The sequence below is a fragment of the Lentzea sp. NBC_00516 genome, from assembly GCF_036346835.1.
GTDB lineage: Bacteria > Actinomycetota > Actinomycetes > Mycobacteriales > Pseudonocardiaceae > Lentzea > Lentzea sokolovensis.
On sequence record NZ_CP107840.1, the window covers coordinates 1,733,974 to 1,756,414 of the forward strand.

The 22,441-nt window shown below is 68.0% G+C and carries 14 protein-coding genes; 10 read left to right on the forward strand and 4 right to left on the reverse strand.

Going from position 1 to position 22,441, the window contains the following annotated elements; all coding sequences use genetic code 11:
- Nucleotides 1-16: 16 nt before the first annotated feature.
- The 10 genes from OG205_RS07690 (at nt 17) to OG205_RS07735 (ending at nt 17,595) form a co-directional block, all read left to right on the forward strand.
- Nucleotides 17-268: a hypothetical protein gene (locus OG205_RS07690; protein ID WP_330275547.1), complete on the forward strand. Its 252-nt coding sequence runs from the start codon at nt 17-19 to the stop codon at nt 266-268.
- Nucleotides 269-545: 277 nt separating this feature from the next.
- Nucleotides 546-1,994 (forward strand): FAD-dependent tricarballylate dehydrogenase TcuA, encoded by a 1,449-nt coding sequence (gene tcuA, locus OG205_RS07695; protein ID WP_330275548.1) that lies wholly within the window; start codon nt 546-548, stop codon nt 1,992-1,994.
- A 105-nt stretch (nt 1,995-2,099) separates the two neighbouring features.
- On the forward strand, nt 2,100-3,773 hold the full coding sequence (locus OG205_RS07700) for a SidA/IucD/PvdA family monooxygenase (protein ID WP_330275549.1): 1,674 nt from the start codon (nt 2,100-2,102) through the stop codon (nt 3,771-3,773).
- A gap of 73 nt (nt 3,774-3,846) precedes the next feature.
- Nucleotides 3,847-4,260, forward strand: a complete 414-nt coding sequence (gene panD, locus OG205_RS07705; protein ID WP_330275550.1) for an aspartate 1-decarboxylase — start codon at nt 3,847-3,849, stop codon at nt 4,258-4,260.
- Between the two features lie 193 nt (nt 4,261-4,453).
- Nucleotides 4,454-5,443: an ABC transporter substrate-binding protein gene (locus OG205_RS07710; RefSeq protein WP_330275551.1), complete on the forward strand. Its 990-nt coding sequence runs from the start codon at nt 4,454-4,456 to the stop codon at nt 5,441-5,443.
- Nucleotides 5,440-6,486 carry a FecCD family ABC transporter permease gene (locus OG205_RS07715; RefSeq protein WP_330275552.1) on the forward strand — a complete coding sequence of 349 codons (1,047 nt, stop codon included), beginning with the start codon at nt 5,440-5,442 and terminating at the stop codon, nt 6,484-6,486. The genes OG205_RS07710 and OG205_RS07715 overlap by 4 nt, the downstream gene beginning before the upstream one ends.
- Nucleotides 6,483-7,580: a FecCD family ABC transporter permease gene (locus tag OG205_RS07720; protein WP_330275553.1), complete on the forward strand. Its 1,098-nt coding sequence runs from the start codon at nt 6,483-6,485 to the stop codon at nt 7,578-7,580. The genes OG205_RS07715 and OG205_RS07720 overlap by 4 nt, the downstream gene beginning before the upstream one ends.
- Nucleotides 7,581-7,666: 86 nt before the next feature.
- A complete protein-coding gene (locus tag OG205_RS07725; protein WP_330278124.1) occupies nt 7,667-8,467 on the forward strand; it encodes an ABC transporter ATP-binding protein in 801 nt (266 codons plus the stop codon).
- A gap of 43 nt (nt 8,468-8,510) precedes the next feature.
- Nucleotides 8,511-15,737, forward strand: coding sequence for an amino acid adenylation domain-containing protein (locus OG205_RS07730; RefSeq protein ID WP_330275554.1), 7,227 nt, complete (start codon nt 8,511-8,513; stop codon nt 15,735-15,737).
- A gap of 13 nt (nt 15,738-15,750) precedes the next feature.
- Nucleotides 15,751-17,595 carry a siderophore-interacting protein gene (locus OG205_RS07735; RefSeq protein WP_330275555.1) on the forward strand — a complete coding sequence of 615 codons (1,845 nt, stop codon included), beginning with the start codon at nt 15,751-15,753 and terminating at the stop codon, nt 17,593-17,595.
- Between the two features lie 73 nt (nt 17,596-17,668).
- Here the strand turns inward: OG205_RS07735 and OG205_RS07740 are convergent, their stop codons facing one another.
- The 4 genes from OG205_RS07740 to OG205_RS07755 are packed head-to-tail and all read right to left on the reverse strand — an operon-like array spanning nt 17,669 to nt 22,384.
- A complete protein-coding gene (locus OG205_RS07740; protein ID WP_330275556.1) occupies nt 17,669-17,920 on the reverse strand; it encodes a phosphopantetheine-binding protein in 252 nt (83 codons plus the stop codon).
- Nucleotides 17,921-17,976: 56 nt separating this feature from the next.
- Nucleotides 17,977-18,834, reverse strand: a complete 858-nt coding sequence (locus tag OG205_RS07745; RefSeq protein ID WP_330275557.1) for a class I SAM-dependent methyltransferase — start codon at nt 18,832-18,834, stop codon at nt 17,977-17,979.
- The gene (locus tag OG205_RS07750) at nt 18,831-20,594 is read right to left on the reverse strand and encodes an ABC transporter ATP-binding protein (protein ID WP_330275558.1); all 1,764 of its coding nucleotides are present in this window, start codon (nt 20,592-20,594) and stop codon (nt 18,831-18,833) included. Before OG205_RS07750 ends, OG205_RS07745 begins: the two co-directional genes overlap by 4 nt.
- Nucleotides 20,591-22,384 carry an ABC transporter ATP-binding protein gene (locus tag OG205_RS07755; protein ID WP_330275559.1) on the reverse strand — a complete coding sequence of 598 codons (1,794 nt, stop codon included), beginning with the start codon at nt 22,382-22,384 and terminating at the stop codon, nt 20,591-20,593. The genes OG205_RS07750 and OG205_RS07755 overlap by 4 nt, the downstream gene beginning before the upstream one ends.
- Nucleotides 22,385-22,441: the final 57 nt, after the last annotated feature.

Here is a 22,441-nt window from a genome sequence, read left to right on the forward strand (position 1 = left end):
ACCAGCTGGTGGCCGCATGAGCTGTGCCGCAGCGGGTGGCGGAAACAACAGCGTGGCGTTGGGTTCTGTCGGCGACCGGAGAGTGGCCGTGTCCGCGGGCGACGATCGCACAGTCCGGGTCTGGGACCTGACCACCGGCAGCGTCTATGGGAAGGGGCTCACCGGACCGAAAACGGCGGCAGAGTCCATCGCGGTCAGCAACCTCGACGGCCGGGCTGTCGTCGTCTCCGGTCACTGGGACGGCACCATGTGGACATGGAGCCTCTGATTTCGTTGGCGCGCAACGAACTGCGCGCCGAGCGCCACGCCACACCGGCGCACGCTGCGCGTGGAGCAGCACGGTATGCGCACCCTCCCTCGCCCGACTCGTCGCATCAGCGGCAGTGGTCCAGAACACACGAACATTCAATTTAGGTAAGGCTAAGCTGCACAGCGGCGAGCTGAGGGCGGACCAAGAACTGGCGGCGGCGCACACGGATGGTGCCGCCGCTCAGCCTTGACCGCGGTCGATGCCGGCCGGACGAGTTGTCGGTGGGGAGGTGGACGTGCGCGATCCGGATGTTGTTGTGGTGGGCGGAGGAAACGCCGGTTTCTGCGCGGCTCACGCGGCGGCCGAGCGTGGGCGACGCGTGGTGCTGCTGGAGAAGGCGCCGCGGGCGCATGCCGGTGGGAACAGCTACTACACCCTGGGTTCGACCCGGATGGTGCACGACGGGCTCGGCGACCTGCTCAAGGTCCTCGAGCCTGATGAGCGTCACGCGCGTACTGAGGTCCCGCCGTACTCGGCGGCGGAGTTCCTGGCCGATCTGGAGCGGGTCACCGGAGGGCGGGGCGACAAGGAGCTCGCCGAGGTCGTCGCCGAAGGTTCGCGTGACGCTGTGCGCTGGCTGCATGCGTTGGGAATGCGGTTCGAGCTGATGTACGAGCGGCAAGCTCACGAGGGGCCTGACGGGACCTTCGTGTTCTGGGGTGGATCGCACGTGCGCAACGTCGACGGCGGCCCTGGGCTGATGTCGGTCCACCAGAGCATCGCGTCACGACTCGGGGTCGAGGTGCGTTACGGCTGCTCGGTCACGGGGCTGATGACTGAGGGTGGTTCGGTCGTCGGCGTTCGGATGGGCGATCAGGAGCTTCGAGCGGAGTCGGTGGTGATCGCCAGCGGCGGTTTCCAGGCGAATGCGCAATGGCGTCAGCGCTACCTGGGAGAAGGCTGGCAGCACGCGAAGGTGCGTGGCACGCCGTACAACACCGGTGACCTGATCGGCGCGGCGTTGGAGATAGGTGCGGATCGTGGCGGCGACTGGTCGACCTGCCACAGTGTTCCGTGGGACGCGTCGTTTCCCGAGAACGAGAGCAATCGCGCCTTGACGAACCGGCTCAGCCGGTACGGCTATCCGCTCGGAATCGTTGTCAACCGCCGGGGTGAACGGTTCTTCGACGAAGGCGCGGACTTTCGCAACTACACCTACGCGAAGTACGGCAAGGTGATCCTCGAGCAGCCGGGTTCGGTAGCTTTTCAGGTATTTGATGCGAAGTCGCGATCGATGCTCGCGGCGTACGAGTACGACATGCCCGGGATCATCCCGATCGTCGCCGGCAGCGTCGAAGAACTCGCCGTGGCCATGGATGTCGATGTCGATGGATTCACGCGGACGGTCAAGGAGTTCAACTCGTCGATCGACACCGGTCGTCCGCTCGATCCGACGACCAAGGATGGTCGCAGCGCAGCGGTGGAGCCTCTCAAGAGCAATTGGGCGTCGGCGGTCGAAGAGCCTCCGTACTACGCGTATCCGGTGACTTGTGGGATCAGTTTCACCTTCGGTGGCCTTCGTGGTGACGGTGATGGCCGGGTGCTTGATCGGTCGGGTGAGCCCATTCCCGGGCTCTTCGCGTGCGGCGAAACGCTCGGAGGGCTCTTCAGCGCGAACTACCCGACTGGTGCCGGCCTGACCGCGGGAATGGTGATCGGGCGACGTGCCGGCTCGCTCGCCTGAGCTTAGGCTTACCTAAGTCACTGTGCTAAGGTGGGCCCTCGATGAGGGATGTTCGATCATTGCGCCGTTCGTTCGCGACCTGTGACAAAAGGGGCCAGCTGCCGGATGACGATGGATGAGTTGATCGAGTTCGGTGACCGTCGTATCGGATCGGGAGATCGTGCCGACGGCGAGGTCGACATTCTTGGTATCGGTTTCGGGCCGTCCAATCTGAGTCTGGCGATCGCGATCGAGGAACTCAATGATCGTCGTCCTGCGGGTCAGCGGCTGACGGCGAGGTTCGTCGATGTCCGGCAGCGGTTCGGGTGGCACGACGGAATGTTGTTGCCGGGCACGACCATGCAGATCAGTTTCCTGAAAGATCTGGTCTCGATGCGGACCCCGAGCAGTCCGTTCACGTTTCTGAACTATCTGCACGAGCAGGGGCGGCTGTCCGACTTCATCAATCTCAAGACGTTCTTCCCGACGAGACGTGAGTTCCACGGGTACCTGAGCTGGGCCGCGAGCCGGATCGACCTTCCGGTCTCTTACGGTACGAGGGCGACCCGTATCGACTGGAGTGGCGGAAGGTTCGAGGTCACGCTCGAGTCCGTGGTCGACGGCTCGGAGGTGACGAGGGTCGCGGCACGTCATGTCGTGATCGGCGCCGGTATCCGGTCGGTGTTGCCGGAGGGGATCGTGCCGGGAGCCCGGGTGTTCCACAACCATCAGTTGCTGCACAGGCTCGCCGAGTTGCCCTCGCGGCCGCATGGCCGTTTCCTCGTCGTGGGGTCCGGGCAAAGTGCGGCGGAGGTCGCTGCGTACCTGCACGATTCGTATCCCGACGCGGAAGTGCACGCGACCTTCCGCCGGTACGGCTACAGCCCGTCGGATGACACGCCCTTCGCCAACCGCATCTTCGATCCGGACGCGGTCGACGAGTTCTACACGGCGCCGCCGGAGCTCAAGCGGCAGCTGCTGGACTATCACTCGCAGACCAACTACTCCGCCGTCGATGCCGACCTCATCAAGGATCTCTACCGGCGTGAGTACGACGAAACCACGCGTGGTGTGCGTCGGCTGATCGTGCACCGGGTCACCGGGGTCGAGCGGCTGAGCGAGGGCTCCGACGGGGTCACCGTGACGATCCGTGACCTGGGAAACCGGGGGAGCACCACGCTCGAGGTCGACGCCGCCGTCTTCGCCACCGGGTTCCGTCCCGCGGACACCCGCAGCATGCTCGGGCCGAGCATTGACGGGTCGTCCTCGTTCGAGGGGGATCTCCCGATCGTCGAGCGCGACTACCGGCTGCGGCTGCGGAGCGTCCCCGAACGGATCTTCCTCAACGGCGGGGTCCAGCACAGTCACGGGCTGACCTCGTCCCTGCTGTCCAACGTCGCGGTCCGCGCCGCCGACATTCTGCGTGCGATCACCGACGAGCAGCCGAATCACCCCGCCAACCAGGAACGACTGCCTGCCGCGTTCCGGACCGACCCCCGACAGGGACAACGAGGAGCAGCACCCATGGCCCAGAACCCGTTCGACGACGACAACGGTTCCTTCTACGCGCTGATCAACCGCGAGGAGCAGCACTCGTTGTGGCCGACGTTCAAGCCGGTGCCGGCCGGGTGGAGCATCGCGTACGGCGAACCCGGCGGAAAACCGCGCCAGGAAGTACTCGACTGGATCGACGGGCACTGGACCGACATCCGCCCGAAGTCGTTGCGCGATCACATTTCCCAGTACGAGACGAGCAACACCGACAAGGCCGCCGGCGCCTCCGATGCCGCCCTCGCGTAGCCAAGGCTGCCCGAACGCCATCGCTTGATCCCGCAGAACCCACCCCGCACCACTCGCAGAGGAGCCGGAAAACATGCTTCACACAGTCCTGGGCGGAAAAATCCACCGCGCCACCGTCACCCAGGCCGACTTGCACTACGTGGGTTCGCTGACGCTCGATGAGGACCTCGCGCGTGCCGCGGGCTTGTCCGAAGGCGAGAAAGTGCATGTCGTCGACATCACCAACGGTGCCCGTCTCGAGACCTACATCATCATCGGGGCCGCCGGAAGCGGCGAGATCTGCATCAACGGCGCGGCGGCACATCTCGTTCACCCCGGCGACCTGGTGATCATCATGTCCTTCGTGCTGGCCGAGAAGTCCGAACTGGCCGACCACGAGCCCAAGGTCGTCCACGTCGACGCAGCCAACCGCATCATCGCCTTGGGCAACGACCTCGCCGAGCCGGTCCCGGGGGCGGACAACCAGCTTTCTGGTCGCGTGAGGTGAGCCTTTGGCGCCGGCCGGTGTGGACACAGATCAGCAACGGGCGGCGGGGGCGACCTAGCTTTTAAGGTAAGGGTTACCTAATATGATCGACGGCTCGCGCCGATGGAGCGCGGCGCGCCCCCGTCCACGAACTCGTACCTGCCGGCACCCACTGGCCTCCCGTGCCTGAATGAAGAAGAGGAAAAGCACACCCATGACCACGACATCCCCGAGAGGGCGCGGCGCGGCCCTGACCGCCGCGATCCTGAGCGTCGCGCTCGTCCTCACGGCCTGCGGCAGCGCCGACAACGGTGGCGACAACAACGCCGGTGGCACGACCGGCGAGACCCGCACCGTCAAGGCCGGCAACGGCGACATCAAGGTCCCCGCCGCCCCGCAGCGTGTCGTCACGATCGGCAACACGGACCTGCCGTTCATCGACATGGGTGGCAAGCCGGTGGGCGTCACCGAGGTGGCCGAGTCCGAACTCAGCCTGCTTCCCGAGGACCAGCGCGCGACGTTCCAGAAGGCCACGAAGCTCGGTCAGGAGGTGGACCTCGAAAAGGTCGCCAGCCTCAAGCCGGACCTCATCCTGGTCCAGATCCCCGACGAGGAGTTCAAGAAGATCGAGACGCAGCTCGGGGCGATCGCCCCGACGGCCTTCTGGGGTCTCGACACCGAGTGGAAGGCGCTCGCCGAGGCGCTCGCGGACGCCGGAAACGTGAAGGACGCCCTCGGCAAGCAGAAGTCGGACTTCGATGGACGCGTCGCCAAGATGAAGCAGACGTACGCGGACGCCATCGCGAACACCAAGTTCGTCAACCTCGACCGCTACGCGAGCTCCGACCCCGGGACGTACGTCATCGGCGACATCGGGTGTGTCGAGATCGCCCAGGACGACATCGGCTTCAACTTCCCCAAGGCCGCTGCCGGCGCCGACCCCCTGGCCTACGCGAACCTGCCCTTCGAGCAGCTCGCCGAGCTGTCCAAGTACGACGTGATCACCTACCCCGCCGACGCCCAGGGCAAGGCGACCGAGGTCTTCGCGCCGGTGGTCGAGACCAACACCTGGAAGGCGCTGCCGTCCGTGCAGGCCGGCAAGGCGCTCGGCGTCTTCTGCCCCGGCAACAACTCCTACGGCGCCGTGCTGCGCTACCTGGAGTCGCTCGACAAGGCACTGGCGACCCTCCCCGCCAAGAAGTGACTGATCTCGCCCTGAGGCGACCCGTCGGTCCGGGCACCAGGAAGGTGTCCGGACCGCGTCGTCGTCTGATCGGCCTGGTCGTCGCGCTCGCCGTGCTCCTCGGGCTACTGGTGGCGAGCATGATGATCGGATCGACGGCCATCGCGCCCACCGTGGTGTGGGACGCCTTGTTCCACCCGTCGAACGACATCGACCAGTTCGCGATCCGGGACTTCCGGCTGCCGCGCACCGTCGTCGGACTGGTCGTGGGTGTGGCGCTGGGGCTCTCGGGGGCGTTGATCCAGGCGCTGACCCGCAATCCGCTGGCCGATCCGGGCATCCTCGGCCTGAACGCGGGCGCCTCCTTCGCGGTGACGATCGCCGTGGGGCTGCTCGGCATCCGCGACATCCAGGGCTACATGTGGTTCGCCTTCGCCGGAACGCTGCTCGTCACACTCGTGGTGCTCGTCCTCGGATCGACCCGGCGCGGCCAGTCGCCGGTGATGATGGTTCTGGCCGGGCTCTGCGTCGGCTCGGTGCTCAGCGGTGCCGGTTCGGCACTCGAGCTGACCAACCCGGACGCCTTCGACGTGATGCGGTCCTGGAACGCCGGGACGATCGTGAGCCGCCCGCTTGAACTGCTGTGGCCGACCCTGCCGTTCTTCGCGATCGCGCTCGTGCTGGTCTTCGTGGTGGCAGGCCCGCTCAACGCCATGGCCCTCGGTGACGAACTGGCCGTTGCCCACGGCGTCCGGCTGGTGCGCACCCGGATCCTCGCGATCATCGCGCTGACCCTGCTCGCCGGCGGCGCCACCGCGATCGCCGGGCCGATCGGCTTCGTCGGACTGATGGTCCCGCACGTCGCGCGCTGGATCGTCGGCCCTGACCAGCGCTGGATCTTCGCCTACAGCGCGCTGCTGGCCCCGATCCTGCTCCTGGCCTCCGACATTCTCGGGCGGGTCGTGATGCGGCCCGGCGAGATCCCCGTGGGCATCGTCACCGCCTTCGTCGGCGCCCCCGTGCTCATCGCGTTGGTGCGGCAGAAGAAAGCGAGCGGGCTGTGAGCGCGCGCAGCGGACTCGATCCGCACACCGGTTCCTCCCGGACGGGGACGCGCCGCGTGGACTTCGGGCGGCGGGTGCTGGTGCTGCGGCGCGGGAGGGTCGCGCTCCGGCTCGACCTGCGCTCGGTCGTCGTCTGCTCGGTCCTCGTGCTGGTGGTCGCCTGCATGGCCGTGCTCGCGCTGATGACCGGCTCGTACCAGCTCAGCCCAGGACAGGTGATCTCCTCGCTGACCGGGGGGACGACCGGGCTCGTCCACGACATCGTGGTCGAGTGGCGGCTGCCCCGCGTCCTCGCGGCGCTGGTGTTCGGCGCCGCGCTGGGGGTGAGTGGCGCGCTCTTCCAGTCGACGATGCGCAATCCGCTCGCCGACCCCTACATCATCGGGTTCTCCCAGGGCTCCTACACCGGGGCGCTGATCGTGATCCTCCTCGTCAACGGAACCTACTGGCAGCTGGCCGGCGGAGCCCTGATCGGCGGAACCGTGACGGCCGTCGCCGTGTACCTGCTCGCCTACCGGCAAGGCGTGCAGGGGTTCCGCCTGATCGTCGTGGGCATCGGCATCTCGGCGATGCTCGCCTCGCTCAACACCTGGCTGATCCTCAAAGCCGACCTGGACGAGGCGATGGCCGCCGCGACCTGGGGAGCCGGGTCGCTCAACGGCGTCAACTCGGCCCAGGTCCTCTTCGGCGCTGTGTGCATCGCCGTGCTCCTGCTGCTGGCGGCGATGTCGAGCCGGTCGATGCGGCAACTGGAGGTGGGTGACGACGCCGCCGCGGCCCAGGGAGTGCGGGTCTCGGCAACCCGTCTCGGGCTGATCGTGCTGGGGGTGGCGCTGACGGCGACGGTCACCGCCGCGTCGGGCCCGATCGCGTTCATCTCGCTGCTCGCGCCGCAGATCGGACGCCGGTTGACCCGCACAGCGGGGATCACCCTCGCTCCCGCCGCCCTGGTCGGCGCGCTGCTCTGCCTGGCGGCGGACTACCTCGCCCAGCACGTCGCCCCCACCCCGTTGCCGGTCGGCATCATCACCGTCATCCTCGGCGGTGGGTACCTCGGCTGGCTGCTGATCATCGAGGCCAGGAGACGCCTTTGAGCACCAACACCAGCGCCGTCGACGGTCTCGCGGCAGCGGAAGACGCACCCGCGTCCACTCCGCACCCGAGCGGCTCACGACTCCACGTGGAGTCGGTGACGATCGGCTACGACAAGCGCGTCATCTCCCGAGAGCTGTCCGTGGCGATCCCGGACGAGTCGTTCACGGTGATCGTGGGTCCGAACGCGTGCGGCAAGTCGACCCTGCTGCGCGGCCTGTCCCGGCTGTTGAAACCGTCGGCAGGGCGGGTCGTTCTCGACGGCGCCGACATCCACTCCTTCAAGACGAAGGAGGTGGCGCGGCGGGTCGGACTGCTGCCGCAGTCCTCCATCGCCCCCGAGGGCATCACCGTGGGCGATCTGGTGGCCAGGGGCCGGTATCCGCACCAGGGGTTCGCCCGGCAGTGGACCGAGGCCGACGAGCACGCCGTGCTGCGGGCGATGGACCAGACCGGAGTCACCGACCTGTCCAGTCGTCTGGTGGACGAGTTGTCGGGTGGTCAGCGCCAGCGGGTGTGGGTGGCCATGGCGCTCGCGCAGCACACCAGCATCATGCTGCTCGACGAGCCGACCACCTTCCTCGACATCACCCATCAGATCGAGCTGATGGAACTGTTCACCGACCTGCACCACGTCGGCCACACCCTGGTCGCCGTGCTGCACGACCTGAACCACGCCGCCCGCTACGCCACCCACCTGATCGCCATGAAGGACGGCCGTGTCGTCGCCGAGGGCCCGCCGGCCGAGATCGTGACCGCCGACCTCGTGCACGACGTCTTCGGACTCCGCTGCCTCGTCGTGCCCGATCCGGTCGCCGGTACCCCGTCGGTCGTGCCCTTGGGCCGTGAACGCCCGCCGGCGGCACCCAGCACCAAGACGAACACGTAGAGAAGTGGGTGTGCTTCCGTTGACGGCTGTTGATCGTGTGGAGTTGACCGCGAGCCAGCGGGGCAACTGGGTGGCCCGCCGGCTTGCCCCGGAGTCCTCGGTGTTCTGCGCGGGGCAGCTGATCTGGCTGGACGGCTCGGTCGATCCGGCGGCGTTCGTGTCCTCGGTCAGTGCTGTTTTCGCGGAGACCGACGCACTGCGGGTGCGGTTCGGCGACGACGACGGTGTCCCTTTCCAGTACGTCGACGCCGCCACGACACTCACGACGGAGATCGTCGACGCCGGTCATAGCGACGACCAGATCCGGGTGCTGGCCCGCGGACGACTCACCGCGGCACCGGCCACCGCCGCCGGGGAACCGACGACGACGTCGACTCTCGTCCGTCGCGAGAACGGCACCTGGGCGTGGATCCTCGTCACGAACATCCTGCTCGTCGACGGCTACAGCATCTCTCTCTTCGTCCGCCGTGTCGCTGAGGTCTACTCCGCACTCCAGGCCGGCGACCCGGTCCCGGACCGCTGGTTCGGCACCCTCGGAAACTCGAACGGGCGCAACGATTCCAGCGCCGAAGAAGACGTCACGTACTGGAGCACCGTCCTCGGAATCGAGTACGTCGGCCACGAGGACGTGGAGGACTTGTCCGGGGTCTTCGTGTCGTCGAGCCGACCGGTTGTCGTCCCGATTCCCGATGACACCTACTCGAAGGTTCAGCAGTTCGCCCGTGCCGCGCGGGTTTCCTGGACTGATTCCCTGATCGCGTTGTGGGGCGTCTACACCGCTCTGGTCGACGGTCGTGACTGGGTAGCGGTCCGGGTTCCGCTGATGTTGCGCGACGATCGCGAATCGCTGAAAACGCCCAGCGCGATCTCGAGGGCGATTCCGGTCGTCACCGAGATCAGCCCGTACCACACGTTCGACAACGTCCTCAAGATCGTCGCAGACCAGCTGAGGACTTCCCGGCGTCACGCGACTGTCGAGGATCATCAGATCGCTCGGTTGTGGCCGGGCGGTCAGGCCTCGTACCTCACGCTTCCGACGATCAACATCAGGCTCTTCGAGTCAACGCCGCGCCTGGGTGACATCGACGCCGTCCCTGAGACGATCAGCACCGGTCCGGTCGGTTCGCTCGACCTCGCGATCTATCGCAACCCTGACAAGGGAATCCGGCTGGAGCTGTCCGCAGGGTCCGCCTCGAGCGATCCGCTCGTGCACGCCGAGCAGTTCAGCCGCTTTCTCAACGCTGTCCTCGGCGGTTCCCCGGCACAGACCCTGCACGACCTGAGCACCGGATTCACCTCTGATCCGTCGTGGGCGCGAGGCGAGACGCTCGATGTCGCGCCGGTGACGGTGGATGCGTTGGTGCGCCAGCGGGTTGCGGCCGATCCGGACACGGTCGCGGTCGTCGCCGACGGCGTCGAACTCACCTACGGCCAGTTCGACGCACGGGTCAACGCCCTTGCCCACCTCCTGATCGAGCAGGGCGTGCGGGTCGGGGACCGCGTCGCGATCACGATGACACGCTCGGTGGACCTGGTCGTGGCACTTGCCGCGGTATTGCGCGCGGGGGCGGCTTACGTGCCGATCGATCCGGCATACCCCGCGGAACGCATCAAGTACATCCTCGACAACGCCGCACCTGTGCTGGTCATCTCCGAAGTTCAGCAGCATCTGGCCGCTGGTCAGAAGACCGCCCCTGTGTTGTCCCGGCCGTTGAACGACCTCGACGCCGCCGTGGTGATCTTCACATCGGGAACGACGGGCAATCCGAAAGGCGTGGCTCTCCCGCACCGCGCGCTCGTCAACCGCCTGGCATGGGGTCAGGAAGTACTGGACTACCAACCAGGCGATGTGGCGCTGTCGAAGAGCGGCGTGGGTTTCGTCGACGCGGTGACCGAGTTGTTCGGGCCGATGATCGCCGGTGCTCGAATCGTGGTCGTGCCCGCGGAGACCGCGCAGGATCCAGCTGGCCTGCTCGACACGATCGCCCGGCACCGCGTCACGCACCTGCTGACCGTGCCGAGTCTGGCCGATGTCCTCGTCCGCCACGAAGACGCACCCACAGCGCTGACCACGATCCGGTCCTGGGTCTCCTCCGGCGAAGCCCTGACTCCGGGCACCGCGGACACCATGCGAACCGCTGCGCCACAAGCGATCCTGCACAATTTCTACGGTTCGTCCGAAGTGACCGGCGACGGCACTGCCGCCATCATCATCGACAACACCCCGATCGGTGTACCGGTCGCGAACACGACAGCGCATGTTCTTGACGCGTGGCTGCGTCCAGTACCGGCCGGTGTTGCAGGAGAGCTCTACCTGGGGGGAGTGCAACTCGCCGACGGATACGTGGCTCGCGCGGGCTTGACCGCCGGCCGATTCGTGGCTGATCCGTTCAGCGACGACGGCGCGCGGTTGTATCGCACGGGCGATGTGGTGCGGTGGAACTCCTTGGGGGAGTTGGAGTATCTCGGTCGCAGCGATGATCAGGTGAAGATCCGCGGCTACCGGATCGAACCCGGCGAGATCCGCGCCGCCCTCGAACAGCACCCGGCAGTGTCGGGTGCCGCCATCGCCGCGTTGGACCACCCCGCAGGCGGAAAGTATCTGGCCGCTTACATCACGACGACCACGGACGAGGTGCCGTTCGACGCGCTGCGCGAGCACCTCGCACGATCGCTGCCGGACTACATGGTCCCCACGTCGTTCACCCGCCTGGACCGATTCCCCGTCACCGCCAACGGGAAGCTCGATCGTCGCGCGTTGCCGCAACCCGACCTGACCACGGGTGCGGCCGACGGCCGGGTGCCTGAGACCGCTACGGAGATCGCCCTCGCGGGCATCTTCCGCGACGTGCTGCACCTGGACGCCGATCTGGGCGTGGACAACGACTTCTTCCGCCTCGGCGGGCACTCACTGCTCGCCACCCGAGTCGTCGCACGCGCCAACGCTCTGCTCGGCACCGCACTCACGTTGCGCGACGTCTTCGACCACCCCCGCATCAGCGACCTCGCCCGCATCGCCGACACCGCCGCCGCTGAGACTTCCGGCGCGCGGATCGGCGACCTGCCACGCCCAGCTGTCCTCCCAGTTTCGTATGGACAGCAAGCACTCTGGCTGCTCGACCAGTTGGGTGGGCCGGGCGGGCGGTACGTGGTGCCGGTGGTGCTGCGTCTGGGCGGTGGCCTGGATCCCGATGTCCTGATCACGGCGGTACGGGATGTGGTGTCTCGTCACGAGGCGCTGCGCACGCTCCTGGTGGAGAAGGACGGCACGCCACGTCAGGTCGTCGTTCCAGCGAACGAAGCGGTCGACAGGCTCTCTCCGCTCGTTGATGACGTGGACGCCGCCGACGTCGATGCGCGGGTGGAAGCGGTGGTGCAGGCCAGGTTCGACCTCGCGGCCGACCTCCCGATCCGTGTCGCGCTGCTCCGCGCCGGCGCTGACGACTGGGTGTTCGTCATCGCGGTACATCACCACGCGGTGGACGAATGGTCGTTCCCGTCGCTGCTGAACGACCTGTCGACCGCCTATCAGGCGCGGGCCGCGGGGGAGGAGCCAGGATGGACGCCGCTGCGGGCCCAGTACGCGGATTACGCGATCTGGCAACGCGACGTCCTGGGTGAGGCGTCGGATTCGCGTTCACCGCTCGCCCAGCATCTTGCCTACTGGCGTGACGTCCTCGCGGATGCACCCGAAGAGTCCACGATCACGCCGGACCGGACCCGGCCGGCGGCACCGACCCACCTCGGTGCGGATCTGCGGTTCACCGTCGATCCCCAGGTCGTGGCCGGCCTGCGTCAGGTCGCGGACGAGCAGGGCGTGAGCATGTTCATGACGCTCCAGTCCGCGGCCGCGCTGACCGTGTCGGCGCTGGGCGCCGGTGCGGACGTGGTGATCGGTTCACCGGTCGGCGGACGCACCGAGGACGGCCTGGAAGACCTGGTCGGCTACTTCGTGAACACACTGCCGATCCGCCATCGGTTCCACGCCGGTGACTCGATCGTCGACGTTCTGCGGAACACCAGGCGAACGGTGCTCGACGGGTTCGAGCACCAGGCCGCACCCTTCGAAGAGATCACCCGTGCGCTGGGCACCGAGCGATCCGTGGGCCGCAACCCCCTCTTCCAGATCATGCTCACCCACCGCGTCGCCGACAGCCGCCGCGCGAACGGCCTGCGCATCGGGAACACCACGACGAAGCCGAGTCCCGTGGCGGTGGGCGCGGTCAAGACCGACCTCGACCTCGACCTCTTCGATTCGCTCGACGATCTGTCGGGGAGGCTCGCTTACGCGACAGATCTGTTCGACAGCGCTACCGCTGAGCGGTTCGTCGTCGTCTTCAAGGCGGTGCTGGAGACGATCGCCGGCGTTCCGGAGGCACGGGTCGGCGAGCTGGACCTGTTGCCCGCACCGGAGTCTCAGCAACTCGACGCGTGGTCGCGTGGTGAGACGCTCGACGTTCCAGGCGCGACTCTTGACGAGTTGGTGCGTCGGCAGGTCGCGGCGAGCCCGGACGCGCTCGCGGTCATCGCCGATGACGGCATCGAACGCACCTACGGCGAGTTCGATGCGCGGGTCAACGCTCTCGCCTGCCTCCTCGTCGAGGAGGGCGTGCGGGTCGGGGATCGGGTCGCGGTCGCACTGCCGCGCTCGGCCGAGCTGGTGGTCGCTCTGACTGCGGTGATCCGTGCCGGGGCGGCGTACGTGCCGATCGACCCCGACTACCCCGCCGAACGCGTCAAGCACATCCTCGCGGACGCCGAACCACGTGTGGTGATCGCAGACCGCGGGTTCACCGGGCATCCTGCGCGCATCCTGTTCATCGACGACGAACTCGTACGGCAGCGCCTCGACGCCAGCGTGATCGACCCACCGCAGCTCTCGCGCCCGCTGCTTCCGACGGATGCCGCGTACGTGATCTTCACTTCCGGCACCACCGGCCGCCCCAAAGGCGTTCAGATCACCCACGAAGCAATAGTCAACCGGCTGTGGTGGATGCGTGATGCCTACCGGATCGATGCGTCGGATCGGGTGCTGTTGAAGACCCCGTTCACGTTCGACGTGTCGGTGTGGGAGTTCTTCCTGCCGCTGATGACCGGTGCGGCGGTGGTCGTGGCGCAGGACGGCGGGCACAAGGATCCGCAGTACCTGCTCGAAGTGATCGACCGTCGCGCGGTCACGGTCACTCACTTCGTGCCGTCGATGCTGCAGGCCTTCCTCACTTCGGCCCCGGACCGGAAGTCGGTGGCTTCGGTACGACGAGTGTTCTGCTCCGGCGAGGCATTGCCCGTGTCGCCCGCGGCCGGTGCCGTCGCGCTGTTCGAGAACGCGGAACTGCACAACCTCTACGGGCCGACGGAGGCGGCCGTGGACGTGACCGCTCACCCGGTGGTTCAGGCCGGGCTCGTCGATGCGGTGGGAGTGCCGATCGGTGTTCCGGTGGCGAACACGACGACGCGTGTTCTCGACGCGTGGCTGCGTCCGGTGCCGGTCGGTGTGGCAGGGGAGCTCTACCTGGGCGGGGTGCAGCTCGCGGACGGATACGTCGCTCGCGCGAGCCTGACCGCCGACCGATTCGTGGCGGATCCGTTCAGCGACCAGGGCGCACGGCTGTACCGCACCGGCGACGTGGTGCAGTGGAACTCCCTGGGACAGCTGGAATACCTCGGCCGCAGCGACGACCAGGTGAAGATTCGAGGAAACCGGATCGAACTCGGCGAGATCTCCGCGGTTCTCGAACAGCATCCAGCAGTGTCGGGTGCGGCGATCGCAGCCCTGGACAACCCCGCCGGTGGTAGGTACCTCGCCGCCTACGTCACCACGACCACGGACGCTGACGACGCGGCGCTGTTCGATGCGTTGCGCGAGCACCTCGCGCAGTCGCTGCCGGACTACATGGTGCCTGCGACATTCCTGCGCCTGAACGAGTTCCCGGTCACGGCGAACGGGAAGCTGGATCGTCGCGCGTTGCCGCAACCAGACCTCGGTGCGGGTGCAGCCGATGGCCGGTCACCGGAAACCGACACCGAGATCGCCCTCGCCGGCATCTTCCGCGACGTGTTGCACCTCAGCGACGACGTCGATCTCGGTGTGGACAACGACTTCTTCCGCCTCGGTGGCGACAGCATTTCCGCGGCACAGATCGTTGCCCGCGCTCGTGAGCACAATCTGACGTTCAAGCTGTCCGAGGTGTTCGTGGGACGGACCATCGGCGCCCTCGCCGCGTTGCTCGCGCCGTCGACCATTTCGGCCGAGCCGGTGCTGGTGCCGACTTCCGCTGCCCTCGAACGATTGCGCGAGGCGGACGCCGCGCCCGAGGAGTACGTCTTCACCGAGCTCATCACCCTGCCCGCACAGTCGACGAGCGAGTCGGTCGCCTCGTTCTTCCGCTCACTCGTCGCCAGCACGGACGCGCTCCGCCTGTCGGTCGACGCCACCGGCCGGCGGCTCTGGTTCACCCACCTCCTGCCTCCGGAAACAGTTCAGCCCCAGACCGTGGAGCTGGCTGCCGGTACGAACGTCGACGCGATCAGGTCAGCCGCCGTCGACCTCGTCGACATCTCGACCGGCTGCCCGGCCGCTCTCGCGTTCACACAGACGGTCGCGGTGCTCGCCGTCCACGCGGCAATCGTCGACAGAGCCTCGCTGCACCGTCTGGCACAGGCACTTCAGCATGGGGAAGCGTTCCGCTCGGCAGCTCTCGTCCCGGCGCTGGAAGCGGTCGAAGCAGCCGGCGACGCGGTCGCCACGGACGGACTCGACCGCTGGAAGGGCCTTCTCAGCGGAGCACAGTCCATCGACGTGTCCATGTTCGCTCCTGGCACCGTCTCCACCTTCCGCTGGGATGGCTCCCTCACCGAAGGCGTTGTCAGCAAAGCGATCCGCAACGCGCTCCACTCAACGGGAATCGCATCACTGGTCGACGAAGACGTCCCGCTGTCTCCCGAAAGCAACGCGATCGGTCCGTTCACCGCGGCCGCCACCATCGCGCTCGACGAGGCCGAGCCGACCAGGACCGCCGAGCTGGCACTGCTGCGCTACCACAACAAGACCGGACGCCGGGCATTGCGGCGTGCCCCCTCCCCGGCGGTGCTCCTCACGCGGGTCTACGGGCAGAACAGCGGGTCACCGGCCCTGGAGGGCACCGAGCAGCTGTATCGCGCGGTGATCCGGTATCACCTCGCCCCGGACATGACAACGATCACTTTCCTCGGCTTCGCGGAGAAAGCGGTCACTGATCTCCGAGAAGCTCTCGCAGACGAACGTCGTTAGGTTAGGAGTCGCTGTGCCGCGTCGTGCCCGCCCCACCTTCGTACACACCATCGCCCTGCGGGAGTTGGTGGTGGCGCGGGTCGTCGACGTCACTCCCGGGCTGCGCCGGGTGACCGTGACAGGTGATCAGCTGGGATCGTTCACCGGAAGCGACGGCACGACCTTCCCCGAGTTCGCCAGCGAGGGTTTCGACGACAACGTCCGGTTGATCTTCCCGTACCCCGGCGAGAGCGAGCCGGTGGTCCCGGTCTACAAGGACGGCAAGTTCAGGTGGCCGGCCGACCCGCCTGCGCTGTGGCGGGTCTACACGGTCCGGCGGTACGACGCGCAGGCTCGCGAGCTCGACATCGACTTCGTGAAGCACGGTGTGGGCGTCGCGACGACGTGGGCGTACCGGGCGAAGCCGGGGGATCGCCTCCACGTCGGGGGACCGTCGGCTTCCAGCGGCCGGCCTGAGGGGTACGACTGGTTCCTCGTCGTCGGTGACGACACGGCCATCCCGGCGATCGACCGGTTGCTCCGGGAACTGCCCGACGAAGCACAGGCCGAGGTCTACATCGAGGTGGCAGAGGAGTCGCACCGGATCGACTTCCCGGCACGTCCCGGTGTCGAGGTGACCTGGGTCGTGCGGAACGGACAGGCAGCGGGACCGTTGCTGCTGCAGGCGGTGCGCGAGGCCGGCCGGCGAGAGGGCTCGATGTTCGCCTGGCTCGCCGGGGAACAGTCCGTCGTACGCGATCTTCGGCGGTATCTCATCGAGGAACGCGGTGTCGACAAGGCCGACATCGACTTCACCGGCTACTGGCGGCGCGCCGAGGTCGTGGCGTTGGACGAGGACCCCGCCCTGCCGGACCCCGAGCGCAACGACGAGGCCTTCGAGAAGTTCCACGAGATGTCCGAGTTGCTTCCGCCGCTGGCGATCCGGGTGGCCGCGAACCTCGGCATCGCCGACTGCATCAGCCGCGGTGTGCGCACCGCACCCGCGCTCGCACAGCACACCGGCGCGAGCGAACGCTCCCTGGCGAAGTTCCTGCGGTACCTGCAGGCGATCGAGCTCCTGGAACAAGAAGGCGATGAGTACAAGCTCACCGAGACAGGTGAGTTCCTGACCAACGAGGCCGTGCTCGATCACCTGGTGTCCGGCGGGGTCGTCTCCCGCATGTCGCAGGCCTTCTACGGCCTGGAAGCGGCGGTCCGCGACGATCGTCCGGTGCTGGAGTCGGTGACCGGCAAGGATTGGAACGCCCTCCGCGGCGATGCGGCCTTCGAGCACAAGCGTCTGGAGGACAAGTCCCGGTTCGCGCAGGTGCTCGCCGAGCCGCTCGCGAAGTCACCCGTGCTCGGGGGAGTGGGCAAGGTGGTCGTCCACGCGCCTGCCGCGGGGGTCCACGCCGACTACCTCACCGCGGGGCATCCGGAGGCGACGGTGACCGTCGTGGCGCTCCCCACCGCGGCGGAGTGGTTCCGCAAGGACATTCCGGTCAGCATCGAGGACGCGGCGCGACGCGACCGGATTCGGATCGTCGAGCAGTCGGTGTTCGAGAAGACCGAACCCGCGGACGCCGTGCTGATCATCGACACCCTCGGGCAACATCCTGACGCGGAGGCGAAGCTCATCCTCCAGCGGGCCGCCGCGAGCCTGAGCCCCGATGGCCGGGTGCTGTTGGTGGAGGACACCTTCGATCCCGGCGAGTTGGACGAACACGACGCGGAACTCGACATTCTGCGGTTGACGCTCCACGGATCCGGATACCGCACCGAGGACGAACTCGAGGCGGTCATTGCCGGCGCTGGACTGAAAGTGATCCAGACGTCGCTCGTGGGGTGGGGCAACACGTTGCGAGTGCTGGCACCGTGACCTGAGTCGTGGGCCAGAGGAGCAGTCCGGCCGGGTCGTCGACGACGAGCCCGGCGACTGCCTCACCGCAAGGTCACGAAGCCACTTCTTCACCAGCCTGGAGCTTCTCGATGACCTCGATCCAGTGACCCAGCCTCGAGTCCTCGGCCAGGGTGATGAAGTCGATCCGGTCCACTCCCGCGGAACGCCACCGCTCCACCAGATCCATGAGACGCACCGAGTCCATCCCCTGGTCGCGGAGGCTCAACTCGTAGTCGATCTCCGTCGGTTCGATGAACAACACGTCGGCGACATCGGCGATCAACTGCTCGTTGCTCAGGCTCATCAAAACTCCTCGTTCATTGCTTGCCCAACGTCTTCTGACAGTTCCAGCCGGCTGTGTCACACGGTGGCGATCAGCACTTCTTCGCCGCTGTACGGGCGCAGGCCGTCGGTCCGGCCCGCGAAGTAGCGATCGGCCAGGTCGCTTGCCGAGACGTAGTCGGCGTCGGCGAAACCTGCTTGTCGCACCAGTTCGGTGATCTGGCCGGGGGTGTAGAAGCCGATGAACGGCGTACCGGCCCGCCGGGCACCCTCCCTGGAGGCTCGCCGAATCTGCACGTCCTCGGGCGCGAGATCTTCGTGATGACGGAAGAACGTGAGGATCAGCGAGGAGCCGGACGGCAGACTCGCCACCTGCTTGAGCGTCGCCGACGTCGCCTGTTCGGTCAGGTACATGGTGACCCCCAGCCAGGACACCACCGCGGGACGTGAAGTGTCGAATCCCGCCGCCTGCAGCCGATCCCACCAGTCGTCATTCGCTTCGAAGTCGACCGGAACCAGGCGCAACCACTCCGGGACGCCATGTCCGAGTTCGATCAACCGGCTCCGCTTCCACGCCTGCGTCTCCGGCTGGTCGATCTCGAAGACGGTCATGGTCGAGCCCGCGTCGGGATGACGCTGAGCGTAGGTGTCCAGGCCCGCACCGAGGATCACGTACTGATCCACGCCGCGGCTCGCGGCCTGCGCCACCAGGTCCTCGGTCAACCGCGCCCGCCCGACGATGGTGGCGCGCTTTCCTCGTGAGGCGTCGGGGACCATGTCTCCGCGCTCACGCCAGCCGTCGTCGTCCTGTGCCAGCCGGGCGCCCAGCACGTCCTCGAGGACGTGTGGCTGCTCGTCCACCTGCGTGTGCAGGGCGCGCCACAATGCGGTCCGCACGGCCGTGTTGTCCGGCGTGCCGACAGCGTTTCCCGTCATGAGCCAGTCCTCCCTGAGTTGTTGTTCGTGCTCCGTCCGGCTTCCCACGCGCTCCACAGCCCGCCGTACACGCCACCGGCGGCGACCAGCTCGTCGTGTGTTCCGGTCTCGATGATCCGGCCGTGCTCCATGACGACGATCCGGTCACAGGTCGCGGCCTGGGAGAGACGATGTGCGATCACCAACCCGGTGCGCCCGCGCAACGCCGCCTCGGCGGCACGGTCCAGCAGTCCCGCGTGGGTGGAGCCTGCCTCGGCGGTCGCCTCGTCGAGGATCGCCAGTTCCGGGTCGGCGAGCAGCAGCCGGGCGAGGGCGACCTGTTGGGCCTGTGCGTCGGTGAGCGGATGTCCGCCGGTGCCGATCATCGTGTCGAGACCGTCCGGCAGCAGGTCGAGCAGACCGGCTGCCCCGGTGGCGTCCAGCGCCGCGTGGATGTCGTGGTCGATCGCCCCAGGGGCGGCAAGCGTGAGGTTGTCCCGCACAGTGCCGGCGAACACGTGCGTCTCCTGGGTGATCAACGTGGTCCGGCCGGGCTGGGCCACCGTCCCGGCGTCGGGAAGGTGGATGCCGGCGATGACGGCGGCGAGCGTCGTCTTGCCGGCCCCCGAGGCGCCGACCACGGCGATGCGCTGACCGGTGGGGATGTCGAGCGTGAGGTCGTCGAACAGCCGGGGGCCGTCGCCGTAGCCGAACGCGACCTCGTGCAGCCGCACGGCGATGCCCGTGTCCGCGGTCGCCGCCGGCTCGCCCGCTTCCTCCGGGATGGTGGCGACCCCGATCATGCGGCTGAGCGAGGCGAGGGCCGACTGGACGTCGTCGACGACGTACAGCAGCTCGTTGATCGGTCCGAGCACGCGCAGGACGATCAGCGTCGCGGCGGTGGCGCCGCCGACGGTGGACGCGTCCGCCTCGATCAGGACGAAGCCGACGACGAGGACGGTGGCCAGGCTCAGACATTCGCCGAGGTTCAGGCGGAGGCTGAGCATGGCCATCACGGTGCGCGCGCGGAGCGAATGCACCGCGACGCCCCAGGCCGCGGCCATCACGGTGTGGTGCCGTTGCTCGGCGAGCCCGAGTCCGAGCACGGTGGCGTAGCCGCGCTGGGACTCGAGGATCTGCTGTGCCCGCAAGCTCATCGCCGCGCGTTCGGCGCCGTACACCCGTGGGCCGATGCGGAGATACCAGCGCATGACGAGCACGTAGACGGGCAGTACGACGGCGAACGCGGCGGCGTACGGCCATTCCAGCGCCGCGAGCCCGCCCAGTGACACGACGATGGTGAAACCGCTGACGGTGAGCGCGGGGATCACGGCGGGTGCGGCGTCGGCCACGGCGGTGACGTCGTCGCTGGTCCGTGAGATCAGGTCCCCGGTCCCGGCGCGTTCGACGAGGTGCTGGGGGAGTGTCATGGCGCGGCTCACGAGCTGTTCGCGCAGCGCCGCGAGGATGGTGTGGTAGACGCGGGTGGCGAGCACGACCGTCACCGCGGTGCCGATCGCGCCGAGACCCGCCGAGAGCGCCATGACGGCCGTGACCGTCAGCACGATGCCGAGGTCGGCGGTACCGGCCTGCACCCGGTCGACGAGGAACCCGATGATCACGGGCGGGATCAGGTTGACGCCGGTGCTGACGATCCCCAGCGCTCCGACAGTGGCCAGCCGGAGCCGGTGCCCGCGACTGAGCCGCCAGACCTCCCTGGCCGTCTCCCTGCTGCCCGCGACCGGCAGCGCGTGCCCGGTTGCCGGGGATGCCCCGCTCATGGCGTTGTCCTCACGTGCATCGGTGCGTCCTCGAGCAGGTCGACGACGCGGTCGCAGCTGCCCAGCAACGCGGGGGAGGAAGTGATCAGCAGGGTCGAGCGGCCCGCGCGAACCTCGCGCAGCCGCGTCGCGATCGTGTGCTCGGTGACCGAGTCGACCGCCGTCGTCGGGTCGTGCAGCACGAGCACCGGCGCGTCGCCCGCCAGGGCGCGGGCGAGTGCGAGTCGCTGGAGCTGGCCGCCGGAGAAGCGGTTGCCGTCCTCGCCTACCGGGAGGTCGAGATCGGCGGCGAAGTCGTCGCAGGCCGCGGCACGCACCGCGGCCGGCACCGACTCGGGTGCGGAGGCGGTGGCGGTGAGGTTGTCGCGGATCGTTCCGCTGAACAGCACGACCCGGTGCGGCGTGAACGTGACTCGGGAGCGGTACTCCTGCGCGGTCAACTCCCGCGCGGCGATCCCGTCCAGCCGCACCGCCACCTCGCTGCCGGGCTCGCGCGGATCCAGCAGCGCCTCCGCGACGCGGGCAGCGGTCAGGTCGTCGGTGCGCACCCCCACGAGTTCGCCGGGCTCCACCCGGATCGTCGTGCTGGGCGTGGACACCTCCAGCACCGGCAGCGGCCCGACCACCGGCCGTGCCGCGTCGTCGGACTCCTGCGCAGCCGGGGTATCGGTCCGCAGCGCGTCGAGGATGCGCGCGGACGAGGCGCGGGATCCGGCGAGGTTGGGGATGGAGTCGTTCGCGATCGACTGGATCTGCGGCAGCAGCGCCTGGGCGAGGCCGACGGCGGCGATCAGCTCGCCGACGCTCAGCTGCCCGTCCACGGCGAACCAGCCCGCCAGCCCCATCACCGCGGCGACGAACACGCCGGTGACCACACCGGAGCCCATCAGGAACCTGCCCAGCAGTCCCGCGTTGCGCTTGGCGCCGACGAGCGTCTCCTGGCTCGCCTGCCGGTATCTCCTGGTCGCCTCCGTCTCGGCGCGCATCCCCTTGACCACCCGATAGCCGGCCACGACGTCCGTAGCCAGTCCGACCGTGGTGGCCAGCAGTCCCTGGTACTCACGGGTGTCCCGGGACAGCCGCTCGCTGAGCACGCCCATCAACCACACCGCCGCCGGCGCCCCCACCAGCACCGCGAGCCCGAGCAGCCAGTGCGTCGTCAACAACGACACGGCGATGAATCCGATGGTCGTGATCCTCGCGATCGGCATGATCACGAGCTGAACCCCGTTCGCCAGGCGGGCGACGTCGTTGGTCATCAACGAGACGACACCACCGTCCGGCGCGTGGGCGCCGCCACCGACCGGATGCAGCACGCCGGTCGAGAGGGTGCTCCGGAGGCGGTGCTGCAGCAGCTGAATCGCATACGCGGTCAGTTGGACAGCGAACTTCGCCGCCACCGTCAACACGACGTACAGCGCCACCAATGCGCCGAGCCAGAGCACCAACTGCCCCGCGTTCCCGGTCGCCAGCGCCCGGTCGATCGCGAGGCCCATCACCACGGGGACCGCCGCCTCGCTCACCTGCCACGCGATCGCTGCCAGCGTCGCGGGGACGGTGATCCGCCTCACGGAGAGGATCACGCGCAACAGGAATCGATCGGCCGTGGTCCCCGCGCCGGCCTCGAACGGCTGGACCTCGGGCGGATCGGCGGGCGCCTGCCACAGCACAGGCAATCGACGGGTCAGAGGCCCTCGCCCCAGCCCCGACGGGTCGGAGTGCGAGGCGGTCCGGTCGCCGTGTCCGGTGGAGGCTTCGCCTCGGTCGGGCGGCGGGAAGGGTGGTGGCACGGCGCAAGGTTAGCCTAGCCTTCTTTGGCGTAGTAGTGATCGTTGCCTCGGTCAGCT

Bases quoted from the DNA above. Each gene is read 5' to 3' on its own strand.
- OG205_RS07690 (WP_330275547.1), top strand. From the start codon at position 17: ATGAGCTGTGCCGCAGCGGGTGGCGGAAACAACAGCGTGGCGTTGGGT.
- OG205_RS07740 (WP_330275556.1), bottom strand. From the start codon at position 17,920: ATGAGCCTGAGCAACGAGCAGTTGATCGCCGATGTCGCCGACGTGTTG.
- OG205_RS07710 (WP_330275551.1), top strand. From the start codon at position 4,454: ATGACCACGACATCCCCGAGAGGGCGCGGCGCGGCCCTGACCGCCGCG.
- OG205_RS07745 (WP_330275557.1), bottom strand. From the start codon at position 18,834: ATGACGGGAAACGCTGTCGGCACGCCGGACAACACGGCCGTGCGGACC.
- OG205_RS07750 (WP_330275558.1), bottom strand. From the start codon at position 20,594: ATGAGCGGGGCATCCCCGGCAACCGGGCACGCGCTGCCGGTCGCGGGC.
- panD (WP_330275550.1), top strand. From the start codon at position 3,847: ATGCTTCACACAGTCCTGGGCGGAAAAATCCACCGCGCCACCGTCACC.
- OG205_RS07700 (WP_330275549.1), top strand. From the start codon at position 2,100: ATGACGATGGATGAGTTGATCGAGTTCGGTGACCGTCGTATCGGATCG.